Source organism: Streptomyces lydicamycinicus, from assembly GCF_000829715.2.
GTDB classification, from domain to species: domain Bacteria; phylum Actinomycetota; class Actinomycetes; order Streptomycetales; family Streptomycetaceae; genus Streptomyces; species Streptomyces lydicamycinicus.
Window position 1 is genome coordinate 589870 of sequence record NZ_BBNO01000002.1, and the last position, 24966, is coordinate 614835.

The following is a 24966-nucleotide window of genomic DNA, read 5'->3' on the forward strand; positions in this document are numbered from 1 at the left end:
ACAGGTCCCGGGCCCCACCCGCACCGGTCACGCCGGGCGGCGCACCTCCACCGTCCGGAAGCGGTTCGCCACGAAGGCGCTGTCGCACAGCACCGCATTGGCCGCCGGGTTGCCGCCCGAGCCATGGAAGTCCGAGAACGCCGCGGTCTGGTTCACATAGACCCCGCCGGTCAGATTCAGCGACAGCTGGGCGCACTCCTCCAGGCAGGCCTCCTCCACCAGCTTCTCGACATCCGGCGAGGTGGTGTACGCGCCGACGGTCATGGCGCCCTGGTCGCGGACCGTGCGCCGGAGCAGATCCACCGCGTCGGCCGCGGAGTCGACGGCCACCGCGAAGGACACCGGGCCGAAGCACTCCGACAGATAGGCCGCCTCGTCGTCCGGCTTGGCGCCGTCCAGCTTGACGATCACCGGCGTACGGACCGTGGCCCCGGGGAACTCGGGGTTGGCCACCTCACGGGAGGCCAGCGCCACCTCACCGAGCCCGGCAGCCGCGTCGATCCGCTCCTTGACCTGCGGATTGACGATGGCGCCCAGCAGGGCGTTGGCCCGTGCGTCATCGCCCAGCAGGCTGCTCACCGCGCCCGCGAGATCGCTGACCACCTCGTCGTACGACTTCGGTCCGGTCTCCGTCCCGATGCCGTCCCGCGGGATCAGCAGATTCTGCGGGGTGGTGCACATCTGTCCGCTGTAGAGCGACAGCGAGAAGGCGAGGTTGCTGAGCATGCCCTTGTAGTCGTCGGTGGAGTCGATGACGACGGTGTTGACGCCGGCCTTCTCCGTGAAGACCTGCGCCTGCCGGGCGTGCGTCTCCAGCCAGTCGCCGAAGGCGGTCGAGCCGGTGTAGTCGATGACGCGGACCTCGGGACGGACGGCCAGCATCTTGGCCAGGCCCTCCCCCGGCTTGTCCACGGCCAGGCACACCAGGTCGGCCGGGAAACCGGCCTCGGCGAGCACCTCGCGGGCCACCTTGACGGTCATCGCCAGCGGCAGCACGGCGCGCGGATGCGGCTTGACCAGCACCGGGTTACCGGTCGCCAGAGAGGCGAACAGGCCCGGGTAGCCGTTCCACGTCGGGAAGGTGTTGCAGCCGATCACCAGGGCGACACCGCGCGGCACGGACGTGAAGCTCTTGGTCAGTTCGAGTGGGTCACGCTTGCCCTGCGGTTTGGACCACGGCGCCTGCTCCGGGGTGCGGACCTGCTCGGCGTACGCATACGCCACCGCCTCCATGCCGCGGTCCTGGGCATGCGGCCCGCCCGCCTGGAACGCCATCATGAAGGCCTGTCCGCTGGTGTGCATCACGGCCTGGGCGAATTCATGGGTGCGCGCACTGATCCGGGCCAGGATCTCCAGGCACACGGCCGCCCGCGCCTCCGGGCCGGCGTCCCGCCAGACGGGGAGCGCGGCGCGCATGGCCGGCAGCAGCTCGTCCACATCCGGATGCGGATAGCTGATGCCCAACTCGGGCCCGTACGGCGAGACTTCCCCGCCCGTCCAGTCATCCGTGCCGGGCTGGTCGAGCTCGAACCGCTTGCCGCGCAGCGCCTCGAAGGCGGCCAGCCCGTCGGGTGCGGCGGTCTCGCCGTACGCCTTCGGGTGCTCGGGGTGCGGGGACCAGTAGGCGCGGGTGCGGATCGCCTCCAGCGCCTGGTCGAGGGTCGGACGGTGCTTCTCGATCAACTGCGCTGTGGTCATTTCGGCGGCCATCGATGACCAACTCCTCGTCGAGCTGGGCGGAAGTGGATAAGGGCTGGGAGTGGACAGGGCAACGGAGTTAGAGTAACCGAACGATCGGTCGGGGCAAGAGGGCCCGGCCAGCCTGTGGAAAAGTCGGTCGGGGAGGATCAGCTGGCATGACGGCACTCGGGACCAGCAGCACCGTGGCAGTGGTGGGCACCGGCACCATGGGACAGGGCATCGCGCAGGTGGCGCTGGTCGCCGGCCATCGCGTACGCCTCTATGACACCGCCCCCGGGCGCGCCGAACAGGCCGCCGAGGCGATCGGGAGCCGGCTGGACCGGCTCGTCGAAAAAGGCCGGATCTCGGCGGACGAGCGGGACGCCGCCCGCGCGCGCCTCTCCCCCGCCACCGCCCTCGCGGAGCTGGCCGACGCCGCACTGGTCATCGAGGCGATCCTGGAGCAACTTCCGGCCAAACAGGAGCTGTTCAGCGCCCTGGAGGACGTCGTCACGGCGGACTGCCTGCTGGCCACCAACACCTCCTCGCTGTCCGTGACCGCGGTCGCGGGCCGGCTGCGCCACCCCGGCCGCTGCGTGGGCTTGCATTTCTTCAACCCCGCGCCGCTGCTCCCCCTGGTCGAGGTGATCAGCGGCTTCGCCACCGACGAGGCGGCCGCCACCACGGCGTACGACACCGCCGCGGCCTGGGGGAAACAGCCGGTGCGCTGCGCCGACACCCCCGGTTTCATCGTCAACCGCATCGCCCGCCCCTTCTACGCCGAAGCCTTCCGGGCCCACGAGGAGCGGATCGCCGACCGCGCCACCATCGACGCGGTGCTGCGTGAGGGCGCCGGATTCAAGATGGGGCCCTTCGAGCTGACCGACCTCATCGGGCAGGACGTGAACGAAGCCGTTACCCACTCCGTGTGGCAGGCCTTCTTCCAGGACCCGAAGTTCACCCCCTCCCTGGCGCAGCGCCGGCTGGTCGAGTCCGGGCTGCACGGCCGTAAGGCGGGGCGCGGCTGGTTCGACTACTCCGAGGGCGCCCGCCGGCCGGAACCGCGGACCGCGGAGCCCTGCCCGGCGCCCGAGGCCGTCGGCCTGCACGCGAAGCTGCCCGGCCCCGCGGTGGTGCTGCGCGAGCTCATCGAGGAGGCGGGCATCAAGGTCACCCGCGACCGCACGCCAGGGGGGTCGGAGGGCTTCCTTCGTCTTCCCGGCGGGGCCTGTCTGGCGCTGACCAACGGCTATCCGGCCACGACCCTCGTCTACGAGAACTACATCCGCTTCGACCTGTCCCTGGACTACCGTGCCGCGACCCGGATCGCCCTGGCGGCCTCGTCGGCGGTCTCCGAGGAGGACCTCGCGGAGGCTGTCGGGCTGTTCCAGGCGCTGGGCAAGCAGGTCAGCGTGATCGAGGACGTGCCGGGAATGATCGTCGCCCGGACGATCGCGATGATCATCGACTTCGCCGTGGACGCCGCGGCCCGCGGGGTCGCGACCCCCGAGGACATCGACACGGCCATGCGGCTGGGCGTGAACTACCCCGGCGGCCCCATGGAATGGGTCGAGCGGCTGGGTGCCCATTGGGTGTGGGATCTGCTGCATTCGATGCACCACCAGGACGCCGGTGGACGCTACGCACCGTCCTGGGCGCTGCGGCGCCGTGCAGACCTCGAGGAATTGGTGCTCTAATCATGACCATGGCCAAGCGCGACACCTATACGCCCGATTCGCTGCTCGCGGTCGCCGTCGAGGTGTTCATCGAGCGCGGCTACGACGGCACGTCCATGGAGCACCTCTCCAAGGCGGCCGGTATCTCGAAGTCCTCGATCTACCACCATGTGCGCAGCAAGGAAGAGCTGCTGCACCGTGCCATAAGCCGTGCGCTGGACGGGCTGTTCGGCGTGCTGGAGGAGCCGGGCGCCCTCCAGGGGCGGGCGATCGAGCGGCTGGAGCATGTCACCCGGCGCGTGGCCGAGGTGCTGATGGACGAACTCCCCTATGTGACGCTGCTGTTGCGGGTGCGCGGAAATACGGACACCGAACGGTGGGCCATGGAGCGCCGCCGGGAGTTCGACCACGAGGTGTCCGACCTGCTCAAGCAGGCCGCCGCCGACGGCGATCTACGGGACGACGTGGACATCCGGCTGGCCACCCGGCTGCTCTTCGGCATGATCAACTCGATTGTGGAGTGGTACCGGCCGGGGCGGGGCGGCTCGGCGAGCCGTGACGAGGTCGCCGAGGCCGTGGTGCGTACGGCGTTCGCGGGGCTGCGCAAGGCCTGATCCGCGCCATCGGACGGCCCCTGAGAGCCGTGATCCAGGGGCGTGATCCCGGCCTCCCCTGAGGGGCGCGGTCCCCGGTGAGCCCCGGCGGCGGCCCGGCCGGTCATTCCTCTTCGGGGCCGAGATCGGTCTCCTCGAAGACCAGCAGGGTGCGGGTGCTCAGGACCTCCGGTATCGACTGGATACGGGTGAGGACCAGCTCGCGCAGCTCGCGATTGTCCTTGGTGTGGACCAGCAGCAGCACATCGAAATCGCCGCTGACCAGCGCGATATGCGTGGCCCCCGGCAGTGCCGTGAGCTGCTTGCGCACGGTCCGCCAGGAGTTCTGCACGATCTTCAGCGTGATGTAGGCGGAGGCGCCCTGACCTGCACGTTCCTGGTCGATGAGGGCACTGAAGCCGCGGATCACCCCGTCGTCGATCAGCCGGTTGATCCGGGCGTAGGCATTGGCGCGCGAGACATGCACCCGCTCGGCCACGGAGCGTATCGAGGCCCGGCCGTCGGTCTGGAGCATGCGCAGGATCGAGCGGTCGATGGTGTCCAGCGGGCGTGCGGCCGGCGAGGGCGGGGCGGACGGCGTCGGTGGCGGTCCGGCAGGCGTCGCCGGTTGCCCCCCGGAATTGGCCATCTGTTCGTCCGGCATGTGGTCCCGCCTCCCCTTGGTGGACGCCCTGGCTTCATCTCAAGCTGTGGAGAACCGTTTGTCCACAGGCTGAGCCCGCCTGTAGCCAAAATGCATCAGCGACCGAACAATCGGTAGGGCAGGGCGTACCCGCCCTGGCCGAGTCCATCCTGCCCGCCCGCCGTCCGCCCACCACCCCTATGAGGCGCCTGGCGCCGCCCCCTTCGATCCGAGGAGGTGCTCGACATGACGGTCCTTGAGCAGCCCGGCAGCAGCAGGAACAAGAGCAGCCTGGCCGGTCCGCCGCCCGCCTGGCAGCCGCGAGTCGACCCCACGCCCCTCCTGCCCGACGCGGAGCCCTACCGCCTCCTGGGCACGGACGCCGCCGCCCGGCTCGAATCCGGACTGCTGACCCGGCTGTACACCCAGCTGGTCCGCGGCCGCCGGTACAACGCCCAGGCCACGGCACTGACCCGGCAGGGACGCCTGGCGGTCTACCCGTCCTCCACCGGCCAGGAGGCCTGCGAGGTCGCCGCCGCGCTGGCCCTCGAAGACCGGGACTGGCTCTTCCCCAGCTACCGCGACACCCTCGCCGCCGTGGCCCGCGGGCTCGACCCCGTACAGGCCCTGACCCTGCTGCGCGGCGACTGGCACAACGGCTACGACCCCCGCGAACACCGCATCGCCCCCCTGTGCACCCCGCTCGCCACCCAGCTTCCGCATGCCGTGGGCCTGGCGCACGCCGCCCGCCTCAAGGGCGACGAGGTGGTCGCGCTGGCCATGGTCGGCGACGGCGGCACGAGCGAGGGCGACTTCCACGAGGCGCTGAATTTCGCGGCGGTCTGGCAGGCGCCGGTCGTCTTCCTCGTGCAGAACAACGGCTTCGCGATCTCCGTGCCGCTCGCCAAGCAGACCGCCGCGCCCTCCCTCGCCCACAAGGCGGTCGGCTATGGCATGCCGGGCCGCCTGGTCGACGGCAACGACGCCCCCGCGATGCACGAGGTGCTCACCGAGGCCGTGGCGCGCGCCCGCAGGGGCGGCGGTCCCACCCTCGTCGAGGCCGTCACCTATCGCATCGAGGCGCACACCAACGCCGATGACGCCACCCGCTACCGCAGCGACGCCGAGGTCGAGACCTGGAAGGCACACGACCCGATAGCCCTTCTGGAGCACGAGCTGGCCGCCCGCGATCTGCTGACCGATGATTTCGTCGGTGCCACCCGGGACGGTGCCGAGCACATGGCCGCCGACCTCCGGGAGCGGATGAACGCCGACCCGGAGGTGGACCCGATGGACCTGTTCACCCACGTATTCGCCGAGCAGACCAGCCAATTGCGTGCCCAGGCCGCACAGCTGCGTGCCGAGCTGGACGCCGAGGCCGCCGGACACACCGAGGACGCAGCGGGCACCGACGGGTCCGCCGAGGAGGCCAGGCCATGACGACCACCGCTCCGGCGACCGCGCGCAAGCCCGCCACCATGGCGCAGGCGCTGACCCGCGCACTGCGCGACGCCATGGCCGACGACCCGTCCGTGCATGTCATGGGTGAGGACGTCGGCACCCTGGGCGGCGTCTTCCGGGTCACCGACGGCCTCGCCAAGGAATTCGGCGAGGACCGCTGCACGGACACCGCGCTCGCCGAGGCCGGCATCCTGGGCACCGCCGTCGGTATGGCGATGTACGGGCTGCGGCCGGTCGTCGAGATGCAGTTCGACGCGTTCGCCTACCCGGCCTTCGAGCAGCTGATCAGCCATGTCGCCCGGATGCGCAACCGCACCCAGGGCGCGCTCACGATGCCGCTGACCATTCGTGTCCCCTATGGCGGCGGCATCGGCGGCGTCGAGCACCACAGTGACTCCTCCGAGGCGTATTACCTCGCCACCCCGGGGCTCCAGGTCGTCACCCCGGCGACCGTCGAGGACGCCTATGGACTGCTGCGCGCCGCGATCGCCTCCGACGACCCGGTCGTCTTCCTCGAACCCAAGCGGCTGTATTGGTCCAAGGCCGACTGGTCGCCCGATGCACCCACCGAGGTCGCGCCCCTGGGCCAGGCCGAGATCCGGCGCCGCGGCAGCAGCGCCACGCTGATCACCTACGGCCCGTCGCTCCCGGTCTGTATGGAGGCCGCCGAGGCCGCCCGCGCCGAGGGCTGGGACCTGGAAGTGGTCGATCTGCGGTCCCTGATGCCGTTCGACGACGAGACGGTCTGTGCCTCGGTGCGGCGGACCGGGCGGGCCGTGGTCGTCCATGAGTCCAACGGATTCGGCGGCCCCGGCGGCGAGATCGCCGCCCGTATCACCGAACGCTGCTTCCACCACCTGGAGGCGCCGGTGCTGCGCGTCGCCGGCTTCGACATCCCGTATCCGCCGCCGATGCTGGAGCGGCACCACCTTCCGGGCGTGGACCGGATTCTGGACACCGTCGCCCGCCTCCAGTGGGAGTCGGACTGGACCGAGGGACGTGGTGAGTGATGGCCGTGGTCCGCGAATTCACCCTGCCCGACCTGGGGGAGGGCCTCACTGAGGCGACGATCGTGCACTGGATGGTCGAGGTCGGCGAGGTGGTGGCCATCGACCAGCCGGTGGTGGAGGTCGAGACCGCCAAGGCGATGGTGGAGGTGCCGTGCCCGTATGGGGGCGTGGTGACCGCCCGCTTCGGCGAGGAGGGGGCCGAAGTCCCGGTGGGGGCACCGCTGGTGACCGTCGCGGTGGGGGCCGTGCCGGATGACCTCGCGGGGGCCGGCCCGGGGACGGGGCCGGACGCCGGGGCGGGTGCGGAAGGCGGTGCGCCCGATGCGGATGGGGCCTCGGGGGCGCCTGCGGACGGCGCGGCGGATGCCGGGTCCGGGAATGTGCTCGTCGGGTACGGCACCAGTGCGGCGGCGGCGCGTCGGCGCCGTATCCGGCCGGGGCCCGGAGCGGGCCCCATGGCGGGAGTGCCACGGCCGCCCGGCGGGGTGGCGGACGGCTCGGCCGGGGCCGGTGCGGCCGAGGGGACGCCCGGTGTTTCAGGGGCGCCTGCGGCCGGGGCGACGGCCGTGGGGGCGGCCGGGGCCGGGGCGGCCGGGGCCGGTGCGGTGGAGGACGACAGCCGTACGGTGGCCGTCATCTCCCCGCTCGTGCGCCGGATGGCGCGGGAGAACGGCCTGGATCTGCGGGAGTTGACGGGATCCGGACGGGACGGTCTGATCCTCCGTACGGATGTCGAGTGCGCGATCCGGGCGCGGCAGGAGCGGGAGACGGCCGCTGCCGCCGGAACAGCCACCACCACTGCCGGTGCTGACAGGACAACCGGTGCCGGTGGGACGGGCGGGGCGCGCGCCGGTGCCGTGACGGTGGTCGGGGCCGCGACCGGGGCCGGTGCCGTGGCAGGTGAGGAGCGGATCCCGCTGAAGGGGATGCTCGGTGCGGCCGCAGAGAAGTTCAGCCGCAGCCGCCGGGAGATCCCGGAGGCGACCTGCTGGGTGGAGGCCGACGCCACCGAGCTGCTCGCCGCCCGTAGGGCGATGAATGTGCCGGGCACCCCCAAGGTGTCGCTGCTGGCAGTGCTGGCCCGGATCTGTACGGCCGCGCTCGCGCGGTTCCCGGCGCTCAACTCCACCGTCGACACCGAGGCCCAGGAGATCGTCCGGCTGCCCGCCGTCCATCTGGGCTTCGCGGCGCAGACCGACCGCGGCCTGGTGGTGCCGGTCGTACGGGACGCCCATGCCCGTACGGTCGAGGAGCTGTCCGCCGAGATCGCCCGGCTCACCGAACGGGCCAGGGCCGGCGGGCTCTCCCTGGCCGAGCTGACACACGGCACCTTCACCCTCAACAACTACGGCGTGTTCGGCGTCGACGGCTCCACGCCGATCATCAACCACCCCGAGGCGGCGATGCTCGGCATCGGCCGGATAGCCGCCAAACCCTGGGTACACGAAGGTGAGTTGGCCGTCCGGCAGGTCGTCCAGCTTTCGCTCACCTTCGATCACCGGGTGTGTGACGGCGGCACCGCCGGCGGCTTCCTCCGGTTCGTGGCCGACTGTGTGGAGCAGCCCGCGCTGTTGCTCCGGACGCTGTGACGGGAGTGCGGCCGGAGGCAGCGGCGATGCCTCCGGCCGCCCCGGCCGGGTCCGCTGTGGCGGAGCTGACAGCCGCTGTCGCTCCGGCAGCGGTGTGAACCGGGTGCCCCCGGCGATACTCAAGGGGTGAACGACCTCACCGACCACGACGTCGTCGTGCTGGCCGGGGGCGCGGCCCGGCGGCTCGGCGGGGCGGACAAACCCGCCCTGTCCGTCGGCGGCCGTCCGCTGCTGGACAGGGTGCTCGCCGCCTGCCCCGACGCGGCGACGGCCGTGGTGGTCGGGCCCGCGCGCCCGACCGCCCGCGCCGTCGTCCACGCCCTGGAGGACCCGCCGGGCGGCGGTCCGCTCGCCGCGCTGGACGCCGGCCTGCGGCACACCACCGCCCCCACGGTGCTCGTCCTCTCCGCCGATCTCCCGTTCCTGACGGCCGCGACGGTACGGGGCCTCCTGGCGGCTACGCCCACGCCAGGCGCGGCCGGGCCGGGCGGGAGCCCCGCGCCGCACGACGGGGCGATGCTCCGGGACGCCTCGGGGCGGGATCAGCCGCTGGTGGCGGCCTACCGGGCCGAGCCGCTGCGCCGTGCCCTGGCACGGATACGAGCCGCACACGGCGGCCTGGCCGGACTCCCGCTGCGCGCGCTGCTGGCCGAGTTGGCGCTCGAACGGGTCCCGGACCCCACCGCCACGGCCTCCTTCGACTGCGACACCTGGGAAGACATCAGCGCGGCACGCGCCCGTATCAGGGAGCATGGGAACGTGTTGGACGAATGGATCACCGCAGTCAAGGCCGAACTGGGCATCGAGCTCGATGTCGACACGGCGGCGCTTCTCGATCTCGCGCGGGACGCGGCCCATGGCGTGGCCCGCCCCGCCGCGCCGCTGACGACCTTTCTGATCGGTTACGCGGCGGGCCGTCAGGACCGGGATGTGCAGGAACTTGCCGACCGGGCCGCCGCGCTGGCCCACCGCTGGGCGGCCGAGGCCGAGGACGCGTCCGACGCCGGCGGCGCCACGGGTGCCGAAGCGAAGCCCGCGGAATGACCGGCCGGGAGTGGGGCGGGGAGGCCGGCGGCGGGGTGGGCCGACCGTGGGACGAACCCTCGGCCGAGGGCCGCGGCGACCCCTTCGACGATGCGCTCGCGCTGGCCAACGGCAGGGCACCGCTGCGCGTAGGGCCCGGGGAGGGGCCCAAGATCACGACCGTCACCGCGCCGTACGCCGCCGGAGGGGCCGTGGCAGCCGCCTCCTCCGCGACCGACGGCGGCGGCGACGCCCCGTACACACCGGACGACCCCTTCGCGCCGGACGACCCCGCCGCCGCCCGGAGCGGCCCCTCCGGCCCCGTGGACCCCGCGCCTCCCACCGGCCCCGGCCCGCGCCCCACCCCGGCCGCCGTCCCCTGGCACACCGCCCGCCGCCTCGCCGAGCGGGCCGCCCCCGGGCCGCTCGCGCCCGAGACCTCGGCGCTCGGCGCGACGCTCGGCCGTACGCTCGCCGCACCCCTCACTGCGCTCACCGATCTGCCGTCGTTCGACACCTCGGCGATGGACGGCTGGGCGGTCGCCGGCCCCGGCCCCTGGCGCCTGGACCAGCCCGCCGACGCATCCGAGGCGGGCCCCCCGTCCGGCATCCTCGCCGGTCACGCCTCCACCGAGGCGCTCCTCGACGGCCATGCGATCCCGATCGCCACCGGCGCGCGCGTCCCTTCCGGAGCCACCGCCGTATTGCGCAGCGAGCACGGTGAGGTCCGTGAGCTGAGCGACGGCGGACGACGGCTGTACGCACCGCGGCCCGCGCCGCCCGGCCAGGACATCCGCCCGCGGGGCCAGGAGTGCCGCCGCGGCGACCAACTGCTGCCCGCGGGCGCCCTGGTGACCCCCGCCGTCCTCGGCCTGGCCGCGGCGGCCGGCTACGACGAGCTGACCGCCTACCGCCGACCGCGCGGCGAAGTCTTCGTCCTGGGCGACGAGTTGCTGGACGAGGGGCTGCCGCGGGACGGCCGGATCCGCGATGCCCTCGGCCCGATGCTCGCCCCCTGGCTGCATGCGCTGGGCGTCGAGGTGGCGGCGCCCCGCCATCTCGCCGACGAGGCCGATGCCCTGTACGCCGCCCTCGCGGAGTCCACTGCCGACGTGGTGATCACGACGGGCGGTACCGCGTCGGGCCCCGTCGACCATGTGCACCCCACCCTGCGCCGGCTCGACGCGGAGGTGCTGGTGGACGGGGTGGCGGTACGCCCCGGGCACCCCATGCTGCTGGCCCGCCTGGCCCCGCGCCGGTATCTCGTCGGCCTGCCGGGCAACCCCCTCGCCGCCGTCTCCGGCCTGCTCACCCTCGCCGAACCGCTGCTCCGTACGCTCACCGCCCGCCGTCCCGCCGCGCCGTACCGCACGCCGCTGGCCGCCGCGGTCACCGGGCATCCGCGGGACACCCGGCTCATCCCGGTGTCCTACCGCGACGACGAACGGCACGGCCTGACGGCGGTACCGCTGCGCTTCCACGGCCCGGCCATGCTGCGCGGGATCGCCGCCGCCGAGGGGCTGGCCGTCGTCCCGCCCGGGGGCGCGGAGCGTGGCACCGAACTCGAAATCCTGGAACTCCCCTGGCCAGCAGGCTGGTCGGCGGGCTGGACGCCCGGCTGGGCCGCCCCCGGGGACCCCTACGGCCCCCCTGAGGCCACCGGAGGCCGCGCGTGAAGCTCCCGTCCCAGGACGCCGCGGCGCGGGAGGTGCCCGAGGACCGTTCGCACCGGGTGCTGCTGCCGCGCCGCGCCCCCAAGCCGCCGCTGCGGCAGGTCGCCCGCCGGCTGCTGATGGCGCTGCTCGTGCTGCTCGCGACGGTCCTCATCGTCTGGATCGACCGCAACGAGTACCACGACAACGCCGATGACAAGGTCGATCTGCTCGACTGCTTCTACTACGCGACCGTCACGCTCTCGACCACGGGATACGGCGACATCGTCCCGTACGGCGACAGCGCGCGGCTGCTGAACATCCTGCTCATCACGCCGCTCCGGGTGCTGTTCCTGATCATCCTGGTCGGCACCACACTGGAAGTGCTCACCGAGCGCACCCGCGAGCAGTGGCAACTGAAACGCTGGAGAAACGCCTTGCGCGACCACACCGTCATCGTCGGCTTCGGGACGAAGGGCCGTTCCGCAGCTCAGACCCTGTGTGCGACGGGGCTGCACCCAGACCGCATCGTCATCGTCGACCCCAGCAGCAAAGTGATCGACGCGGCGGTGGCCGACGGGTTCGCGGGGGTGGTCGGCGATGCGACCCGCAGCGATGTGCTCCTCCGGGCCGAGATCCAGCGCGCCCATCAGGTCGTGATCGCCACGCAGCGCGATGACACCGCCGTGCTGGTCTCGTTGACCGCCCGTCAGCTCAACAAGCGGGCGAACATCGTCGCGGCGGTGCGGGAGGAGGAGAACGCCCCGCTGCTGCGGCAGTCCGGCGCCAACTCCGTGATCACGTCGGCCAGCGCGGCCGGCCGGCTGCTGGGGCTCTCCGTGCACAGCCCCAGCGCGGGCACCGTCATGGAGGACCTGATCCAGCAGGGCAGCGGCCTCGACCTGGTGGAACGCACGGTGGTGAAGGCGGAGGTCGGCAAGTCCGTACGGGAGACGGACGACTTGGTCGTCTCCGTGCTGCGTGGTCACCGGCTCCTCGGTTACGACGATCCGGAGGCCAGTCCGCTACAGAGCACGGACCGTCTGATCACCATCGTGCGGGCGGCCCCGGCGGAGGCGGCGGACCACTCCGGCAAGCAGTCCGCCAAGCCGACCCTCCCCGGCACCGGCGTCGCCCCGATGCGCCGCGCGGATGAATAACCGCACGTCGTGCGGGGGTGGATGGCCGACCCGGTGGTAGTCGTCGGCCCCCGCACCTTCGCTCCGTGCGGGGACGGCGAGTAGCCTCGCGCCCATGCGAGCGATCACTATCCCGGAGCCCGGTGGCCCCGAAGCACTTGTCTGGGCGGACGTGCCCGATCCGCAGCCCGCCGAGGGCGAGGTCCTGATCGAGGTCGCGGCCAGCGCCGTGAACCGCGCGGACCTGCTCCAGCGCCAGGGCTTCTACGACCCGCCGCCCGGCTCCTCCCCCTACCCGGGGCTGGAGTGCTCGGGGCGGATCAGCGCGCTCGGCCCCGGGGTGCACGGCTGGGCCGTCGGCGACGAGGTGTGTGCGCTCCTGGCAGGCGGCGGATACGCCGAGAAGGTCGCCGTCCCGGCCGGCCAGGTGCTGCCGGTGCCGTCCGGCGTGGACCTGGTCACGGCCGCCGCGCTGCCCGAGGTGACCTGCACGGTCTGGTCGAACGTCTTCATGATCGCGCACCTGCGGCCCGGCGAGACGCTGCTGGTCCACGGCGGTGCCAGCGGCATCGGCACGATGGCGATCCAGCTCGCCAAGGCCGTCGGCGCACGGGTCGCGGTGACCGCGGGCGGCCCCGAGAAACTGGCCCGCTGCGCCGAGCTGGGCGCGGACATCCTCATCGACTACCGCGAACAGGACTTCGTCCAGGAGATCCGCAAGGCCACCGACGGCACGGGCGCGGATGTCATCCTCGACATCATCGGCGCCAAGTACCTCCAACGGAATGTCAAGGCGCTGGCGGTCAGCGGCCGGCTGGCGATCATCGGGCTTCAGGGCGGGGTGAAGGCGGAGCTGAATCTCGCGGCCTTGATGGCCAAGCGCGCCGCGATCACCGGTGCCGGGCTGCGCGCCCGCCCGCTGAACGAGAAGGCGGCCATCGTCGCCGCGGTACGCGAGCACGTCTGGCCGTTGATCGCCAACGGCCAGGTCCGGCCGATCGTGGACCGCGGTCTCCCGATGGCGGACGCCGCCGAGGCACACCGGGTCGTGGACGCGAGTGCCCATGTCGGCAAGGTCGTGCTGACGGTCTGAGCCCCCGGCCGCGCCCCGGCCACGCGCGCTGTCCGCGCCCACCCCTCCCGCGTATGCGCCCGGTAACCCGCCCGACATGTCCAGGATGCCGTGAATCTCATCACATGTGACGCTGGGCAGGTCACTCGACGGCTCGGCACGGGAGGGGCACTGTGGTCGCTCCAGGATTCCGTTCGCGCATCGCCACCGGTCTGTTGGTGGCTGCCGTCGTGCTGCCCGTACCGATAGGGGCCACCTCCGCGGTGGCCGCGGACCGGCGGGCCACTCCGGTCGACCGTCCCCCGCTTCTCGCCCGCCCGGGCGACCAGCCCGACGATGTCCCCGGCGCCGACGGCTTCGGTCTGGACGGGTTCGATGACTTCGCGATCGGCCCGCCGCCGGTCGAGGGGCCCGGGGGTGGAGGGGGCCGGGTGCGTGCCGGGCACCGGGGCCACCCGGGGGCCCCGGCGCTGCCGGACCGCTACCCCGGCCTGCCGGATGCCCTTCCGGGCGTCCCGCACCGGCCGTCGCATCACCACCACTTCGGAGGGCTCCGCGGGCACGGACGGTGGCGCCACCACCCGCATCACCCGTTTGGCCCAGGCTTCCCGCCGTACTCCATCTCGGGGCCCGACGGCGGCAGTGCCGACTTCCCGAGGCCCGGCAGGCATCGGCACCCGGACGCGACGGGGCCCTCCGACGCCGACCGTGCGCACGCGCGGCCCGGTCGGCGCGCCCCGAAGAAGCACCGCAAGCCCGCGGCGTCCGAATCCCACGCGGCGGCGGCCACCCCGTCACGGCCCGCTCCTTCCCGCCGTTACGACGTCGCGGACCGGTTCAGCCGGCGGACCTACGAGGCCTTGCCGCCCCTCCCCACGCCCGCCCCGGAGGGGGTTCGCCCCGCACCGGAGCGCACGGATGACGATGCGGCGGCCACGGCGACCCCGTACGCCATGGAGACCCCTGTGGCGCCGGTCGAGCGGGTTCTCCCGATGGGTGCCGGGCTTGCTCTCACCGGTCTGGGGCTGGCCTTCTTCGCCCTGCGGCTGCGCCGGGGCTGACGATTTCGGTGGTTTCACGTGAAACGGCGAGAATCCGCTGTTTCACGTGAAACAGCGGCCGCCGGGTCCGCTCGGAAGGGTGGATCACCTTCTCCCCGGGGCACCACTTGTCTGGAGCCCGCGTACGAGAGAATGGCGGCATGGATATGCCGATGAATGAACGGTCGCAGGAGAATCCGCACGTCCTGGTGGTCGGCCCGGACGGCATGGCGCTCGGCGGCGGCGCGGGCTCCGGTGGCGGGGAAGACGGCGAAGAGTCCCGGGAGACCCCCTTGACGGACATGGTCGAACAGCCTGCGAAGGTCATGCGCATCGGCAGCATGATCAAGCAGTTGCTGGAAGAGGTGAAGGCCGCTCCTCTGGACGAGGCGAGCCGGGTCCGGCTCAAGGAGATCCACTCCAGCTCGGTCAAGGAGCTGGAGGACGGCCTGGCCCCCGAGCTGGTCGAGGAGCTGGAGCGGCTGTCGCTGCCGTTCACCGATGAATCGGTGCCGACGGATTCGGAGCTGCGGATCGCCCAGGCCCAGCTGGTCGGCTGGTTGGAGGGTCTCTTCCACGGCATCCAGACCGCGCTGTTCGCCCAGCAGATGGCGGCCCGTGCCCAGCTGGAGTCGATGCGCCGTGCGCTGCCGCCCGGTGCCGTTCCGATGGAGGGCGAGGAGGGCGCGCCCGGTCACGGCGGCGCCCGCTCGGGCCCGTACCTCTGAGCCCGGGGTCCGCGGGGCCTGCCGGAGCACACCTGCCCCGCAGCACCAGGACACACAGAAGGGGCCGGCACGCAGTCCGCGTGCCGGCCCCTCCGTCATGTACGGAAGGCCCGTGGGCCGTACGGCGTCAGCCGCTGCGACCGGTTGAGACGGTCAGCTCGATGGGGTCGTTCTTGCTCGGGTACCACCAGTCGGACGACGGGCTCTGGTTGGTGACGGTGTTCTTGCCCCAGAGCGAGCTGTCCTCGTGGGCGACGACCTTGTACTTCCAGCCGGCCGCCTCGATGCACTTCTTCACCGAGTCCAGATTCTTGAAGCGGAAGTGCGGAATGAGGATCTTGCGCGGGTCGACGGAGCTCTTGGTCGGGTTGGTGCACTCGGACGTCAGGATCGTCGCCGTCTTGTCCTCGGGCCGGACGCTCTCGGTGGGCGAGGCGGTGTCGGAGTACGCCGACGTCGGGCTGAGGTCCCCGCCGTTGTCGTCGCTGGAGCCGGCGCTCAGACCGATACCGATCGCGATCGCGGTGACCACGACGACCCCGATGATCGCCGAAACGACGATCACCGCGCTGTTGTTCTTCCGCCGGGCGGGACCGCCGGCCGACGGCATCGAGGCCGTCACCGGGGGCGGGGTGTACGCCGGCGGCTGGTAGCCACCCGTATTGAACGGCGCCGGACCCGGAACGGGGCCCGGCGCGGGCGTCGGGTAGGTGTTGTTCGGCGGCAGGGGCGGGGGCGTCGAGGGGCCGAAGGCGGCCGCCTGGGTCGGCTGGTACGGCTGCTGCACGTTCGGCGGGGCCGGGGTGTGCGGGTTGCCGGAGGCGGTGGGGAAGACCGCGGAGGAGACCGACGCACCGCTGGTACGGGCCCGCGGACCCTCGCTGATGATCAGCGGCGTCGAACCGGACTGCCCGGACCCGACGATCCGCAGACACTCGTCCCGCATCGCCTCGGCGGTGGGGAACCGTTCATTGGGATTCTTCTTCAGCGCACGGGCCACCAGTGCGTCCACGGCCGGCGGCAGCGAGCTGTTGATGCTCGACGGGACCGGGGGCTCTTCCTGGACATGGGCGTAGGCGATGGCGAGCGGGGAATCCGCGTCGAACGGCAGCTGGCCGGTCAGCAGCTCGAAGAGCATGATGCCGACGGAGTAGAGGTCGGAGCGGGCATCCACACCGCGGCCCAGCGCCTGCTCGGGCGACAGATACTGCGGGGTGCCGACGACCATGCCGGTCTGTGTCATGGACGTCACACCGGACTGCATGGCACGGGCGATACCGAAGTCCATGACCTTGACGACGCCGCGCTTGTTCAGCATCACATTGCCGGGCTTGATGTCCCGGTGGACCAGGCCCATTTCATGGCTGACCTCGAGCGCGGCCAGGACATCGGCCGTGATCTTCAGGGCTTTTTCCGTCGGCATCGCGCCATGTTGGGCGACGTCGGTGTCCAGATCGGAGCGCAGCGGCTGACCCGCGACGTACTCCATGACGATGTACGGCACCATGCCGCCGTCGAGCTCGTCCTCACCGGAGTCGAAGACGGAGACGATATTGGTGTGCGTGAGTTTCGCCACGGACTGGGCCTCACGGCGGAAGCGCTCACGGAAGGCCTGCTCGCGCCCGAGCTCGGTGTGCAGCGTCTTGATCGCGACCTCGCGGTCCAGCACGCTGTCGTAGGCGAGGTGCACGGAAGCCATTCCGCCCGCGCCGAGAAGATCACGAAGCTGGTAACGTCCCCCGCCGACCGAACGGCCCTCGAATTGGCCCTGAGCGCCGTCCTGGCTCATCGTTCCGCTTCCCCCTAGGCCGCACTACCCGTACGTATAGCGATCAAAATCTGGAATTTCGCAGCCAAGTCTGCCCCAGGCCCCGGACACGTCAAGCCGTGTGCCCGTTCCGTGACCAGATGTGCAAGATCCCGTCACGGCGGTGCGACGTTTTGGCGCCTGATTACCCCTGGTGAACTTGCGATCTGTGGCTTCCGGCGGGTGTGATGACCGGTCCACGACGGACCGGTGGGTGTCGCGGAACCTGTAGCGTGCTCTAGCGAAGACCGATGACCTTACCGCTCTCATGCGGATCGATTCGACGGCGAGGACCGATGGCACCGACGCAGAGCCCCCAGGGCCCGTCCGACCCTGAGGCCACCGGCTCCAATATCCCCGACGCACCGGAGATGTGGGGCAACGGCGGGCTGGTCGGCGACGGCCGCTACCGGCTCACGCGACGGCTCGGCCGCGGCGGCATGGCGGAGGTGTTCGCAGCCGAGGACGTCCGTCTCGGCCGTACCGTCGCCGTGAAGCTGCTGCGCGCAGACCTCGCCGAGGACCCGGTCTCCAAGGCCCGGTTCACGCGGGAGGCACAGTCCGTGGCCGGACTGAACCACCACGCCGTGGTCGCCGTCTACGACTCCGGTGAGGACCTGGTCGGCGGCAATACCGTGCCGTACATCGTGATGGAGCTGGTCGAGGGCCACACCATCCGCGATCTGCTGCTCAACGCCGACGCCCCGCCGCCGGACCAGGCGCTGATCATCGTCTCCGGTGTGCTGGAGGCGCTGGCCTACAGCCACCAGCACGGCATCGTGCACCGTGACATCAAGCCCGCGAACGTGATCATCACGAACAGCGGCGCCGTCAAGGTCATGGACTTCGGCATCGCCCGTGCGCTGCACGGCGCCCAGTCGACCATGACCCAGACCGGCATGGTCATGGGCACCCCCCAGTACCTCTCCCCGGAGCAGGCGCTCGGCAAGACCGTCGACACCCGCTCCGACCTCTACGCCACCGGCTGTCTGCTCTACGAACTCCTCACGCTGCGGCCGCCGTTCACCGGCGAGACCCCGCTCTCGGTCGTCTACCAGCATGTGCAGGACATGCCGGTGGCGCCGTCCCAGGTCGCCGACGCGGTGCCGCCGGAGCTGGACGGCCTGGTCATGCGGTCGCTGGCGAAGGACCCCGATGACCGCTTCCAGTCCGCCGAGGAGATGCGCGGCCTGGTCCAGTACTCGCTCCAGATGCTGCATGAGCAGGGCGGCCACACCGGCACCTGGAGCACCGGCCCGGTCGCCGTGCACGAGGGCGGCCTCGCTCCGGCCATGGGGACCGCGGCCACCACGGCGCTGCCGCACCCCGACGCCGGCCAGACCACGGCGCAGCCGATCCTGACGCCCGGTATGCGGGACGACGACGGCGGTTTCGAGGGCGGGCCCCGGGGGACCAAGAGCGGCCGCGGCAAGATCTGGCTGATCGCGGCACTGGCGGTGATCGCCATCGTGGTGGGCGTGGCCTTCGCGATGCGGAACACCGGCGGTGAGGGCCAGAAGCACGAGACCCCCACCTCGCAGTCGCCGACGCCGTCGGAGGACGACAAGACGAGCGAGCCGCCGACGGAGGAGCCGAGCACTCCGGAGACCGAGCCCGAAGACACCGGTGACAGCGGCACCTACTCCGAGCCGCCGACCCAGCAGCCCAGCACACCGGAGACGTCCGAGCCGCCGACCTCGGAGCCGCCGACCTCGGAGCCGCCGACGTCCGAGCCGCCGACGTCCGAGCCGCCGACCGGCCCCACCGATCCCACCGACCCCACCGGCGGGACCGATGACGGGGGCACCGGCGACGGAGGCGCCGCCGACGGTGGTGCGGACGCCGGCGTGACCGCGGGCGCGACCGGCTGACGGGCCCCCGCTTCAGCGGGTGAACGCGTTCCGTACGGCCCGGTACTCGCGGGTCCACCAGATGGCCAGGGCGGCCGCCGCCGGGAATTGTGGATCGGTGCGGCGGTCGCCCAGCTGGTAGCGCCAGGTGAGCATCCAGAAGTCGTTCAGCCGCTCCCACCACACCCGGTGGACGGCCGCCGCGAGTTCCTCGGCACCGGCCCCGCAGGCCCTGCGGTAGGCGCCCGCGTACGCCGCCACCTTGCCCAGGTCCAGCGTGCCGCAGGGGCGTACGAAGAAGATCGCGGCGGCGCGTACCGCCTCCTCGGCGCGCGGCTGGACGCCCAGCCGGTCCCAGTCGACGATCGCGGTGGGTTCCGTGCCCCGGTACAGCACATTGAGCGGGTGGAAGTCGCCGTGCACCCAGCCGGCGGGGGGTTCCGCGCCCGGGGCCGGCCGGCGGTGTGCCTGCTGCGCCAGCAGGGCCCGGCGCTCCAGCAGGCGGTGTTCGGCGAGCTCGTCGAAGCTGGTGCGCGGCCGGGCGCCACGGGCCAGGGCCAGCAGCTCGTCGATCGTTTCGAAGGTCCGCTCGGGGTCGGCGCCGGCGTCCGCGCAGGGGGGCCGGGGCGGATGCGGTTCGTCCGCCATGACCTCCTCCAGTGCGGTGTGTGCGAGCCCGAGCAGGGCGCCGAGCCGCCGGGACTGGTCGCGGGTCAGCGCGGCGCCGCCGAGGTGGCGGCCCTCGACCCAGGGGTGCAGCGCGTAGCAGCGGCCGTCGAGGACCGTGACGGTGCGGCCGTCCGTATGGGCGACGGGTGGGGCGACCGGCAGTCCCAGCGCGGCGAGGCGGTAGGTGGCGCGGTGCTGGCGGGTGAGGGCTGCGTGGTCGCCGTCGAGGTGGTGCTTGAGGAAGTAGCGGCCGCGGGTGGTGGCGAGGAAGTAGCCGTGGTTGAGCAGGCCCTCGGCGACGGGTTCACAGGACAGCGGCGCACCGGCGCCTGCGTAGTGGCGGAGCAGGGATCCGAGGGTGTCTCTGTCGGGCGTCGCCGCCGTCCGGACTACAGATGAGCGCAGCACGCGCCAGATGTTAGATCAACTACGCCCGTCGGAGTGGGTGTGCCGGAAGGCCTTACGCAGAGTGCGCGTGGGGGCGGAAGGCGCCTCGGCTCGCATTCTGCGGGGTGTGCCGGTGGCTGTGGTCGCAGGGAATCCGCGGGATGGTGCGCCGGGGTGCGCGCCGTCATTCCGCGAGCTGTTCAGTGCCGTTCCGCCTGCATTCGGGCGACATAGGCGGCGGCCTGGGAACGGCGCTCCATTCCGAGCTTGGACAGCAGACTGGAAACGTAATTCTTGATCGTTTTCTCGGCGAGATGGAGCCGTTCGCCGATGGCGCGATTGGTCATTCCCTCGCCGATCAGATCGAGGATCCGGCGTTCCTGGTCGGTGAGGCTCGCCAGCCGGTCATCGCCCTTCGCGGCGTTGCCGTCGCGCAGCCGCTCCAGCACCCGGGCGGTGGCCACGGGGTCGAGCAGTGACTTCCCGGCCGCCACCTCGCGTACCGCGGAGAGCAGTTCGTTCCCCCGGATGGCCTTGAGGACATATCCGGACGCACCGGCCATGATCGCATCGAAAAGGGCCTCGTCATCCGCGAACGAGGTGAGCATCAGGCATTTGATGTCCTCGTCCTGCGAACGGATCTCGCGGCAGACCTCGACCCCGCTCCCGTCCGGCAGCCGGACATCGAGCACCGCCACGTCCGGACGGGTCGCCGGGATCCTGACCAGGGCATCTGCGGCAGTGCCGGCCTCGCCGACCACCTCGATGTCCTCCTCGACCGAGAGCATTTCGTGGACGCCGCGCCGGACAACTTCGTGGTCGTCGAGCAGGAATACCGTGATTTTTCCGTCTTCGTGCACCCCACCAGTCTCACACATCAACCCTTCCCGTGCTCCAGGTCACCGATATAACGTGCCGTTGTCCCGGCGGCCTGCAACGCTGTGACCAGGAGTTGTTCCAAACCTTCGCGATTTACTTGGAAATCCAAGCAAAATCGCAGGTCAGCGCCGTTTCCACTTCGGCTTTGACAATGGGTAACGTGCAATGAGCAGGCCACTGTCCGGGAGCTTTGTTCCACCCGGAGCCGGCCGCGATCGCACACACCCCGTGCGCCGTATCGGATACCGGGTGAGCCGCAATACGGCCACCGGCGGACCCCGGGGGCCGGACAGACGGAGGAGCAGCACGTGACCGTGGAAGGCACTGCGCAGCGGAAAAACGCCCGCGGCAGCAGCAAGCGCACCACCGCCAAAAAGGCGACGTCGGCAAAGAAGGCGTCCCCGGCCAAGGCCCGGAACTCCGGCCGGCCGGACGAGGCGGAGCAGGATCAGCTCGTACAACTGCTGACGCCCGAAGGCAAGCGGATCGAGCACCCGGATTACTCGATCGACCTTTCCGCCGAAGAACTGCGCGGCCTCTACCGCGACATGGTGCTGACGCGGAAGTTCGATGCCGAGGCGACCACCCTCCAGCGCCAGGGCGAACTGGGTCTGTGGGCCTCGCTGCTGGGCCAGGAGGCCGCTCAGATCGGCTCCGGGCGCGCGCTGCGCGATGACGACTACGTCTTCCCGACCTACCGCGAGCACGGTGTGGCGTGGTGCCGCGGAGTCGACCCGACGAACCTGCTGGGCATGTTCCGCGGGGTCAATCACGGCGGCTGGGACCCCAACAGCAACAACTTCCACCTGTACACGATCGTCATCGGCTCCCAGACGCTGCATGCCACCGGCTATGCGATGGGTGTGCAGAAGGACGGCGCGGATTCCGCGGTCATCGCCTATTTCGGTGACGGTGCGTCCAGCCAGGGTGATGTCGCGGAATCCTTCACCTTCTCCGCGGTCTACAACGCCCCGGTCGTCTTCTTCTGCCAGAACAACCAATGGGCGATTTCCGAACCCACCGAGAAGCAGACCCGGGTGCCGCTCTACCAGCGCGCCCGCGGGTTCGGCTTCCCCGGCGTACGGGTCGACGGCAATGACGTACTGGCCTGTCTGGCGGTGACCAAGGCGGCGCTGGAGCGGGCGCGCACCGGCCAGGGTCCGATGCTGATCGAGGCGTTCACCTATCGCATGGGCGCGCACACCACCTCCGACGACCCGACGAAGTACCGGGCGGACGAGGAGCGGGCGGCCTGGGAGGCCAAGGACCCGATCCTGCGGCTGCGGACGTACCTGGAGGCCGAGGGCCTGGTCGACGAGGCGTATCTCGCGTCGATCGACGAGGAGAGCGAGGCCCTGGGCAAGCGGGTCCGCGATGCCGTACGCGCCATGCCCGACCCGGACACCATGGCGATCTTCGAGAATGTCTATGCCGACGGGCATGCGCTCGTCGATGAGGAGCGCGCGCAGTTCGCCGCGTACCAGGCGTCGTTCGCCGATGCCGATCTTGTCGCGGAGGGGAACTGACCATGGCCGTCTTCGAGAAGATCACCATCGCCAAGGCGATCAATGAGTCGCTGCGTGCCTCCATGGAGGCCGACCCCAAGGTCCTCGTCATGGGCGAGGACGTCGGCAAGCTCGGCGGCGTCTTCCGCGTCACCGACGGACTGCAGAAGGACTTCGGCGAGGACCGGGTGATCGACACCCCGCTCGCCGAGTCCGGCATCGTCGGCACCGCCATCGGCATGGCGCTGCGCGGCTACCGCCCGGTCGTCGAGATCCAGTTCGACGGCTTCGTCTTCCCCGCCTACGACCAGATCGTCACCCAGCTCGCGAAGATGCACGCCCGCGCGCTGGGAAAGGTCAAGGTGCCGGTCGTCATCCGCATCCCGTACGCGGGCGGCATCGGTGCGGTCGAGCACCACTCCGAGTCCCCCGAGGCGCTCTTCGCGCATGTCGCGGGTCTCAAGATCGTTTCTCCCTCGAACTCCTCCGACGCCTACTGGATGCTCCAGCAGGCCATCGCGGGCGACGACCCGGTCATCTACTTCGAGCCCAAGCGCCGCTACCACGACAAGTCGCGGCTGGACACCGAGTCGATCCCGGACCCGCTGCACAAGGCCCGGATCGCCCGGAGCGGCTCCGACCTCACGCTGGCCGCCTACGGTCCGATGGTCAAGGTCTGCCAGGACGTCGCCAATGTCGCGGCCGAGGAGGGCAAGTCGCTCGAGGTCATCGACCTGCGCTCGCTCTCCCCGATCGACTTCGACACCGTGCAGTCCTCGGTGCAGAAGACCGGCCGGCTGGTCGTCGTCCACGAAGCCCCGGTCTTCTTCGGCGCCGGTGCCGAGATCGCCGCCCGGATCACCGAGCGGTGCTTCTACCACCTGGAGGCCCCGGTCCTGCGGGTCGGCGGTTTCCACTCCCCGTATCCGCCCTCCCGTCTGGAGGACGAGTACCTTCCGGGACTGGACCGGGTGCTCGACGCCGTTGATCGTGCGTTGGCGTACTGAGGGTTTGAGGAGAGTTCGTGACCATGACTGCAAGTACCGCCAACGCTCAGCGCTTCCGCGAGTTCAAGATGCCCGACGTCGGTGAGGGGCTGACCGAGGCCGAGATCCTCAAGTGGTACGTCCAGCCCGGCGACACCGTCACCGACGGCCAGGTCGTCTGTGAGGTCGAGACCGCCAAGGCCGCCGTCGAACTGCCCATTCCCTACGACGGGGTGGTGCACGAGCTGAACTTCGGCGAGGGCGTCACCGTCGATGTCGGCACCGTCATCATCTCCGTGGACACCGACCCCGGTGCCGGGCCCGCCACGGCACCGGCGGCGGTCGAGGCGCCGCAGGAGGCCGCCAAGGCCGAGGAGGAGGCCGAGCCGCAGGGCCGGCAGGCGGTGCTGGTCGGCTACGGCGCTGCGCCGTCCTCGACCAAGCGCCGGGCCCGCAAGCCCCAGCCGGGGGTTCCGGCCCAGCCGGAGCCCGTGAGCGCCGCGCTCCAGGCGGAGCTGAACGCGCGCACGGCGCCCGCACCGGCCGCGCCCGTGGCGCCGGCTGCCAACGGCACGAGTGCCGGGTCCGCAGGCCGGCCGCTGGCCAAGCCGCCGGTGCGCAAGCTGGCCAAGGACCTCGGGATCGATCTGGCGACGATCGTCCCGAGCGGGCCGGACGGCATCATCACCCGCGAGGACGTGCACGCGGCCGCCGCCCCGGCCCAGGCTCCGGCCGCACCGGCCGAGGCTCCGGCCACCGTGGCCGAGGCGGTCGCCCCGGCGGAGACCGGGGTCGTCAACGCCGCCGCCCGTGAGCGGCGGGTGCCCGTCAAGGGCGTACGCAAGGCCACCGCTCAGGCGATGGTCGCCAGCGCCTTCACCGCGCCGCATGTCACGGAGTTCATCACCGTCGATGTGACCCGCACGATGAAGCTCGTCCAAGAGCTCAAGCAGGACCCGGACATGGCGGGGCTGCGGGTCAATCCGCTGCTGCTGGTCGCCAAGGCCTTCCTGGTGGCCCTCAAGCGCCACCCGGAGGTCAATGCGGCCTGGGACGAGGCGCGGCAGGAGATCGTCTACAAGGACTACGTGAACCTCGGGATCGCGGCGGCCACCCCGCGCGGGCTGATCGTCCCGAACATCAAGGACGCCGGAGTCAAGACACTGCCCCAACTCGCCGCGGAACTGGGCGATCTGATCGCCACCGCCCGCGAGGGCAAGACCTCGCCGGCGGCGATGACCGGTGGCACGGTCACCATCACCAACGTCGGCGTCTTCGGCGTCGACACCGGTACGCCGATCCTCAACCCGGGGGAGTCGGCGATCCTCGCCTTCGGCGCGGTCAAGCTCCAGCCGTGGGTCCACAAGGGCAAGGTGAAGGCCCGCCAGGTCACCACCCTCGCGCTGTCCTTCGACCACCGGCTCATCGACGGCGAGCTGGGCTCCAAGCTCCTCGCGGACATCGCGGCGGTGCTGGAGCGGCCCAAGCGGCTCATCACCTGGGGATGAGCCGGAATGCGGGGCCGGGCGGTTCGGAGCGGCGTTTCACGTGAAACGCCGCCTCGGGTCCGCGCCGGC

The 24966-nt window shown here is 71.5% G+C and carries 20 protein-coding genes; 15 read left to right on the plus strand and 5 right to left on the minus strand.

The genetic code is table 11. The annotated features are described in order from the left end of the window. Positions 1-27: 27 nt before the first annotated feature. Entirely contained in the window at positions 28-1710 is a 1683-nt protein-coding gene (gene paaN, locus TU31_RS08035) for a phenylacetic acid degradation protein PaaN (RefSeq protein WP_042151107.1), read from the minus strand. A gap of 146 nt (positions 1711-1856) precedes the next feature. On the opposite strand from paaN, the gene TU31_RS08040 reads away from it, so the two are divergent. Together TU31_RS08040 and TU31_RS08045 are read left to right on the plus strand one after the other, a co-directional pair. Beyond that, positions 1857-3377 carry a 3-hydroxyacyl-CoA dehydrogenase gene (locus tag TU31_RS08040; RefSeq protein WP_042151109.1) on the plus strand — a complete coding sequence of 507 codons (1521 nt, stop codon included), beginning with the start codon at positions 1857-1859 and terminating at the stop codon, positions 3375-3377. A 2-nt stretch (positions 3378-3379) separates the two neighbouring features. Then, on the plus strand, positions 3380-3970 hold the full coding sequence (locus tag TU31_RS08045; protein WP_042151113.1) for a TetR/AcrR family transcriptional regulator: 591 nt from the start codon (positions 3380-3382) through the stop codon (positions 3968-3970). Between the two features lie 103 nt (positions 3971-4073). Here the strand turns inward: TU31_RS08045 and TU31_RS08050 are convergent, their stop codons facing one another. Then, complete coding sequence (locus tag TU31_RS08050; RefSeq protein ID WP_042151116.1) at positions 4074-4613, minus strand: Lrp/AsnC family transcriptional regulator; 540 nt, start codon at positions 4611-4613, stop codon at positions 4074-4076. Positions 4614-4838: 225 nt separating this feature from the next. On the opposite strand from TU31_RS08050, the gene pdhA (TU31_RS08055) reads away from it, so the two are divergent. From pdhA (TU31_RS08055) to TU31_RS08095, 9 genes are all read left to right on the plus strand, one after another. Next, positions 4839-6032: a pyruvate dehydrogenase (acetyl-transferring) E1 component subunit alpha gene (gene pdhA / locus TU31_RS08055; RefSeq protein WP_042151119.1), complete on the plus strand. Its 1194-nt coding sequence runs from the start codon at positions 4839-4841 to the stop codon at positions 6030-6032. Then, a complete protein-coding gene (locus TU31_RS08060) occupies positions 6029-7063 on the plus strand; it encodes an alpha-ketoacid dehydrogenase subunit beta (protein WP_042151122.1) in 1035 nt (344 codons plus the stop codon). Before pdhA (TU31_RS08055) ends, TU31_RS08060 begins: the two co-directional genes overlap by 4 nt. Further along, positions 7063-8652, plus strand: coding sequence for a dihydrolipoamide acetyltransferase family protein (locus tag TU31_RS08065; protein ID WP_042151126.1), 1590 nt, complete (start codon positions 7063-7065; stop codon positions 8650-8652). The genes TU31_RS08060 and TU31_RS08065 overlap by 1 nt, the downstream gene beginning before the upstream one ends. A gap of 126 nt (positions 8653-8778) precedes the next feature. Further along, positions 8779-9696, plus strand: coding sequence for a DUF6457 domain-containing protein (locus TU31_RS08070; protein ID WP_042151133.1), 918 nt, complete (start codon positions 8779-8781; stop codon positions 9694-9696). After that, complete coding sequence (locus TU31_RS08075; RefSeq protein WP_042151136.1) at positions 9693-11351, plus strand: molybdopterin molybdotransferase MoeA; 1659 nt, start codon at positions 9693-9695, stop codon at positions 11349-11351. The genes TU31_RS08070 and TU31_RS08075 overlap by 4 nt, the downstream gene beginning before the upstream one ends. Further along, the gene (locus tag TU31_RS08080; protein WP_042151140.1) at positions 11348-12487 is read left to right on the plus strand and encodes a potassium channel family protein; all 1140 of its coding nucleotides are present in this window, start codon (positions 11348-11350) and stop codon (positions 12485-12487) included. The genes TU31_RS08075 and TU31_RS08080 overlap by 4 nt, the downstream gene beginning before the upstream one ends. A 94-nt stretch (positions 12488-12581) precedes the next feature. Beyond that, entirely contained in the window at positions 12582-13559 is a 978-nt protein-coding gene (locus TU31_RS08085) for an NAD(P)H-quinone oxidoreductase (protein WP_042151141.1), read from the plus strand. 152 nt (positions 13560-13711) lie between these two features. Beyond that, complete coding sequence (locus TU31_RS35825) at positions 13712-14599, plus strand: hypothetical protein (protein ID WP_158894288.1); 888 nt, start codon at positions 13712-13714, stop codon at positions 14597-14599. A gap of 140 nt (positions 14600-14739) precedes the next feature. Continuing rightward, entirely contained in the window at positions 14740-15306 is a 567-nt protein-coding gene (locus TU31_RS08095; protein ID WP_181018561.1) for a bacterial proteasome activator family protein, read from the plus strand. A gap of 127 nt (positions 15307-15433) precedes the next feature. Here TU31_RS08095 and TU31_RS08100 read toward each other — a convergent pair whose 3' ends face one another. Next, positions 15434-17095, minus strand: coding sequence for a protein kinase domain-containing protein (locus TU31_RS08100; RefSeq protein ID WP_042151145.1), 1662 nt, complete (start codon positions 17093-17095; stop codon positions 15434-15436). A gap of 314 nt (positions 17096-17409) precedes the next feature. Here TU31_RS08100 and TU31_RS08105 point away from each other — a divergent pair, with 314 nt between their 5' ends. Beyond that, the gene (locus TU31_RS08105) at positions 17410-18984 is read left to right on the plus strand and encodes a protein kinase domain-containing protein (RefSeq protein WP_042151149.1); all 1575 of its coding nucleotides are present in this window, start codon (positions 17410-17412) and stop codon (positions 18982-18984) included. 12 nt (positions 18985-18996) lie between these two features. Here the strand turns inward: TU31_RS08105 and TU31_RS08110 are convergent, their stop codons facing one another. Beyond that, positions 18997-20040 carry a phosphotransferase gene (locus TU31_RS08110; RefSeq protein ID WP_042151153.1) on the minus strand — a complete coding sequence of 348 codons (1044 nt, stop codon included), beginning with the start codon at positions 20038-20040 and terminating at the stop codon, positions 18997-18999. A 179-nt stretch (positions 20041-20219) separates the two neighbouring features. Further along, positions 20220-20879, minus strand: coding sequence for a response regulator (locus TU31_RS08115; protein ID WP_042151155.1), 660 nt, complete (start codon positions 20877-20879; stop codon positions 20220-20222). 327 nt (positions 20880-21206) lie between these two features. Between TU31_RS08115 and pdhA (TU31_RS08120) the strand changes: the two genes are divergently transcribed. The 3 genes from pdhA (TU31_RS08120) to TU31_RS08130 are packed head-to-tail and all read left to right on the plus strand — an operon-like array spanning position 21207 to position 24897. After that, a complete protein-coding gene (gene pdhA / locus TU31_RS08120) occupies positions 21207-22424 on the plus strand; it encodes a pyruvate dehydrogenase (acetyl-transferring) E1 component subunit alpha (protein WP_042151159.1) in 1218 nt (405 codons plus the stop codon). A 2-nt stretch (positions 22425-22426) separates the two neighbouring features. Next, entirely contained in the window at positions 22427-23410 is a 984-nt protein-coding gene (locus TU31_RS08125; RefSeq protein ID WP_042151164.1) for an alpha-ketoacid dehydrogenase subunit beta, read from the plus strand. Between the two features lie 23 nt (positions 23411-23433). Next, positions 23434-24897: a dihydrolipoamide acetyltransferase family protein gene (locus TU31_RS08130; RefSeq protein ID WP_042151867.1), complete on the plus strand. Its 1464-nt coding sequence runs from the start codon at positions 23434-23436 to the stop codon at positions 24895-24897. The last annotated feature ends 69 nt before the right edge of the window (positions 24898-24966 follow it).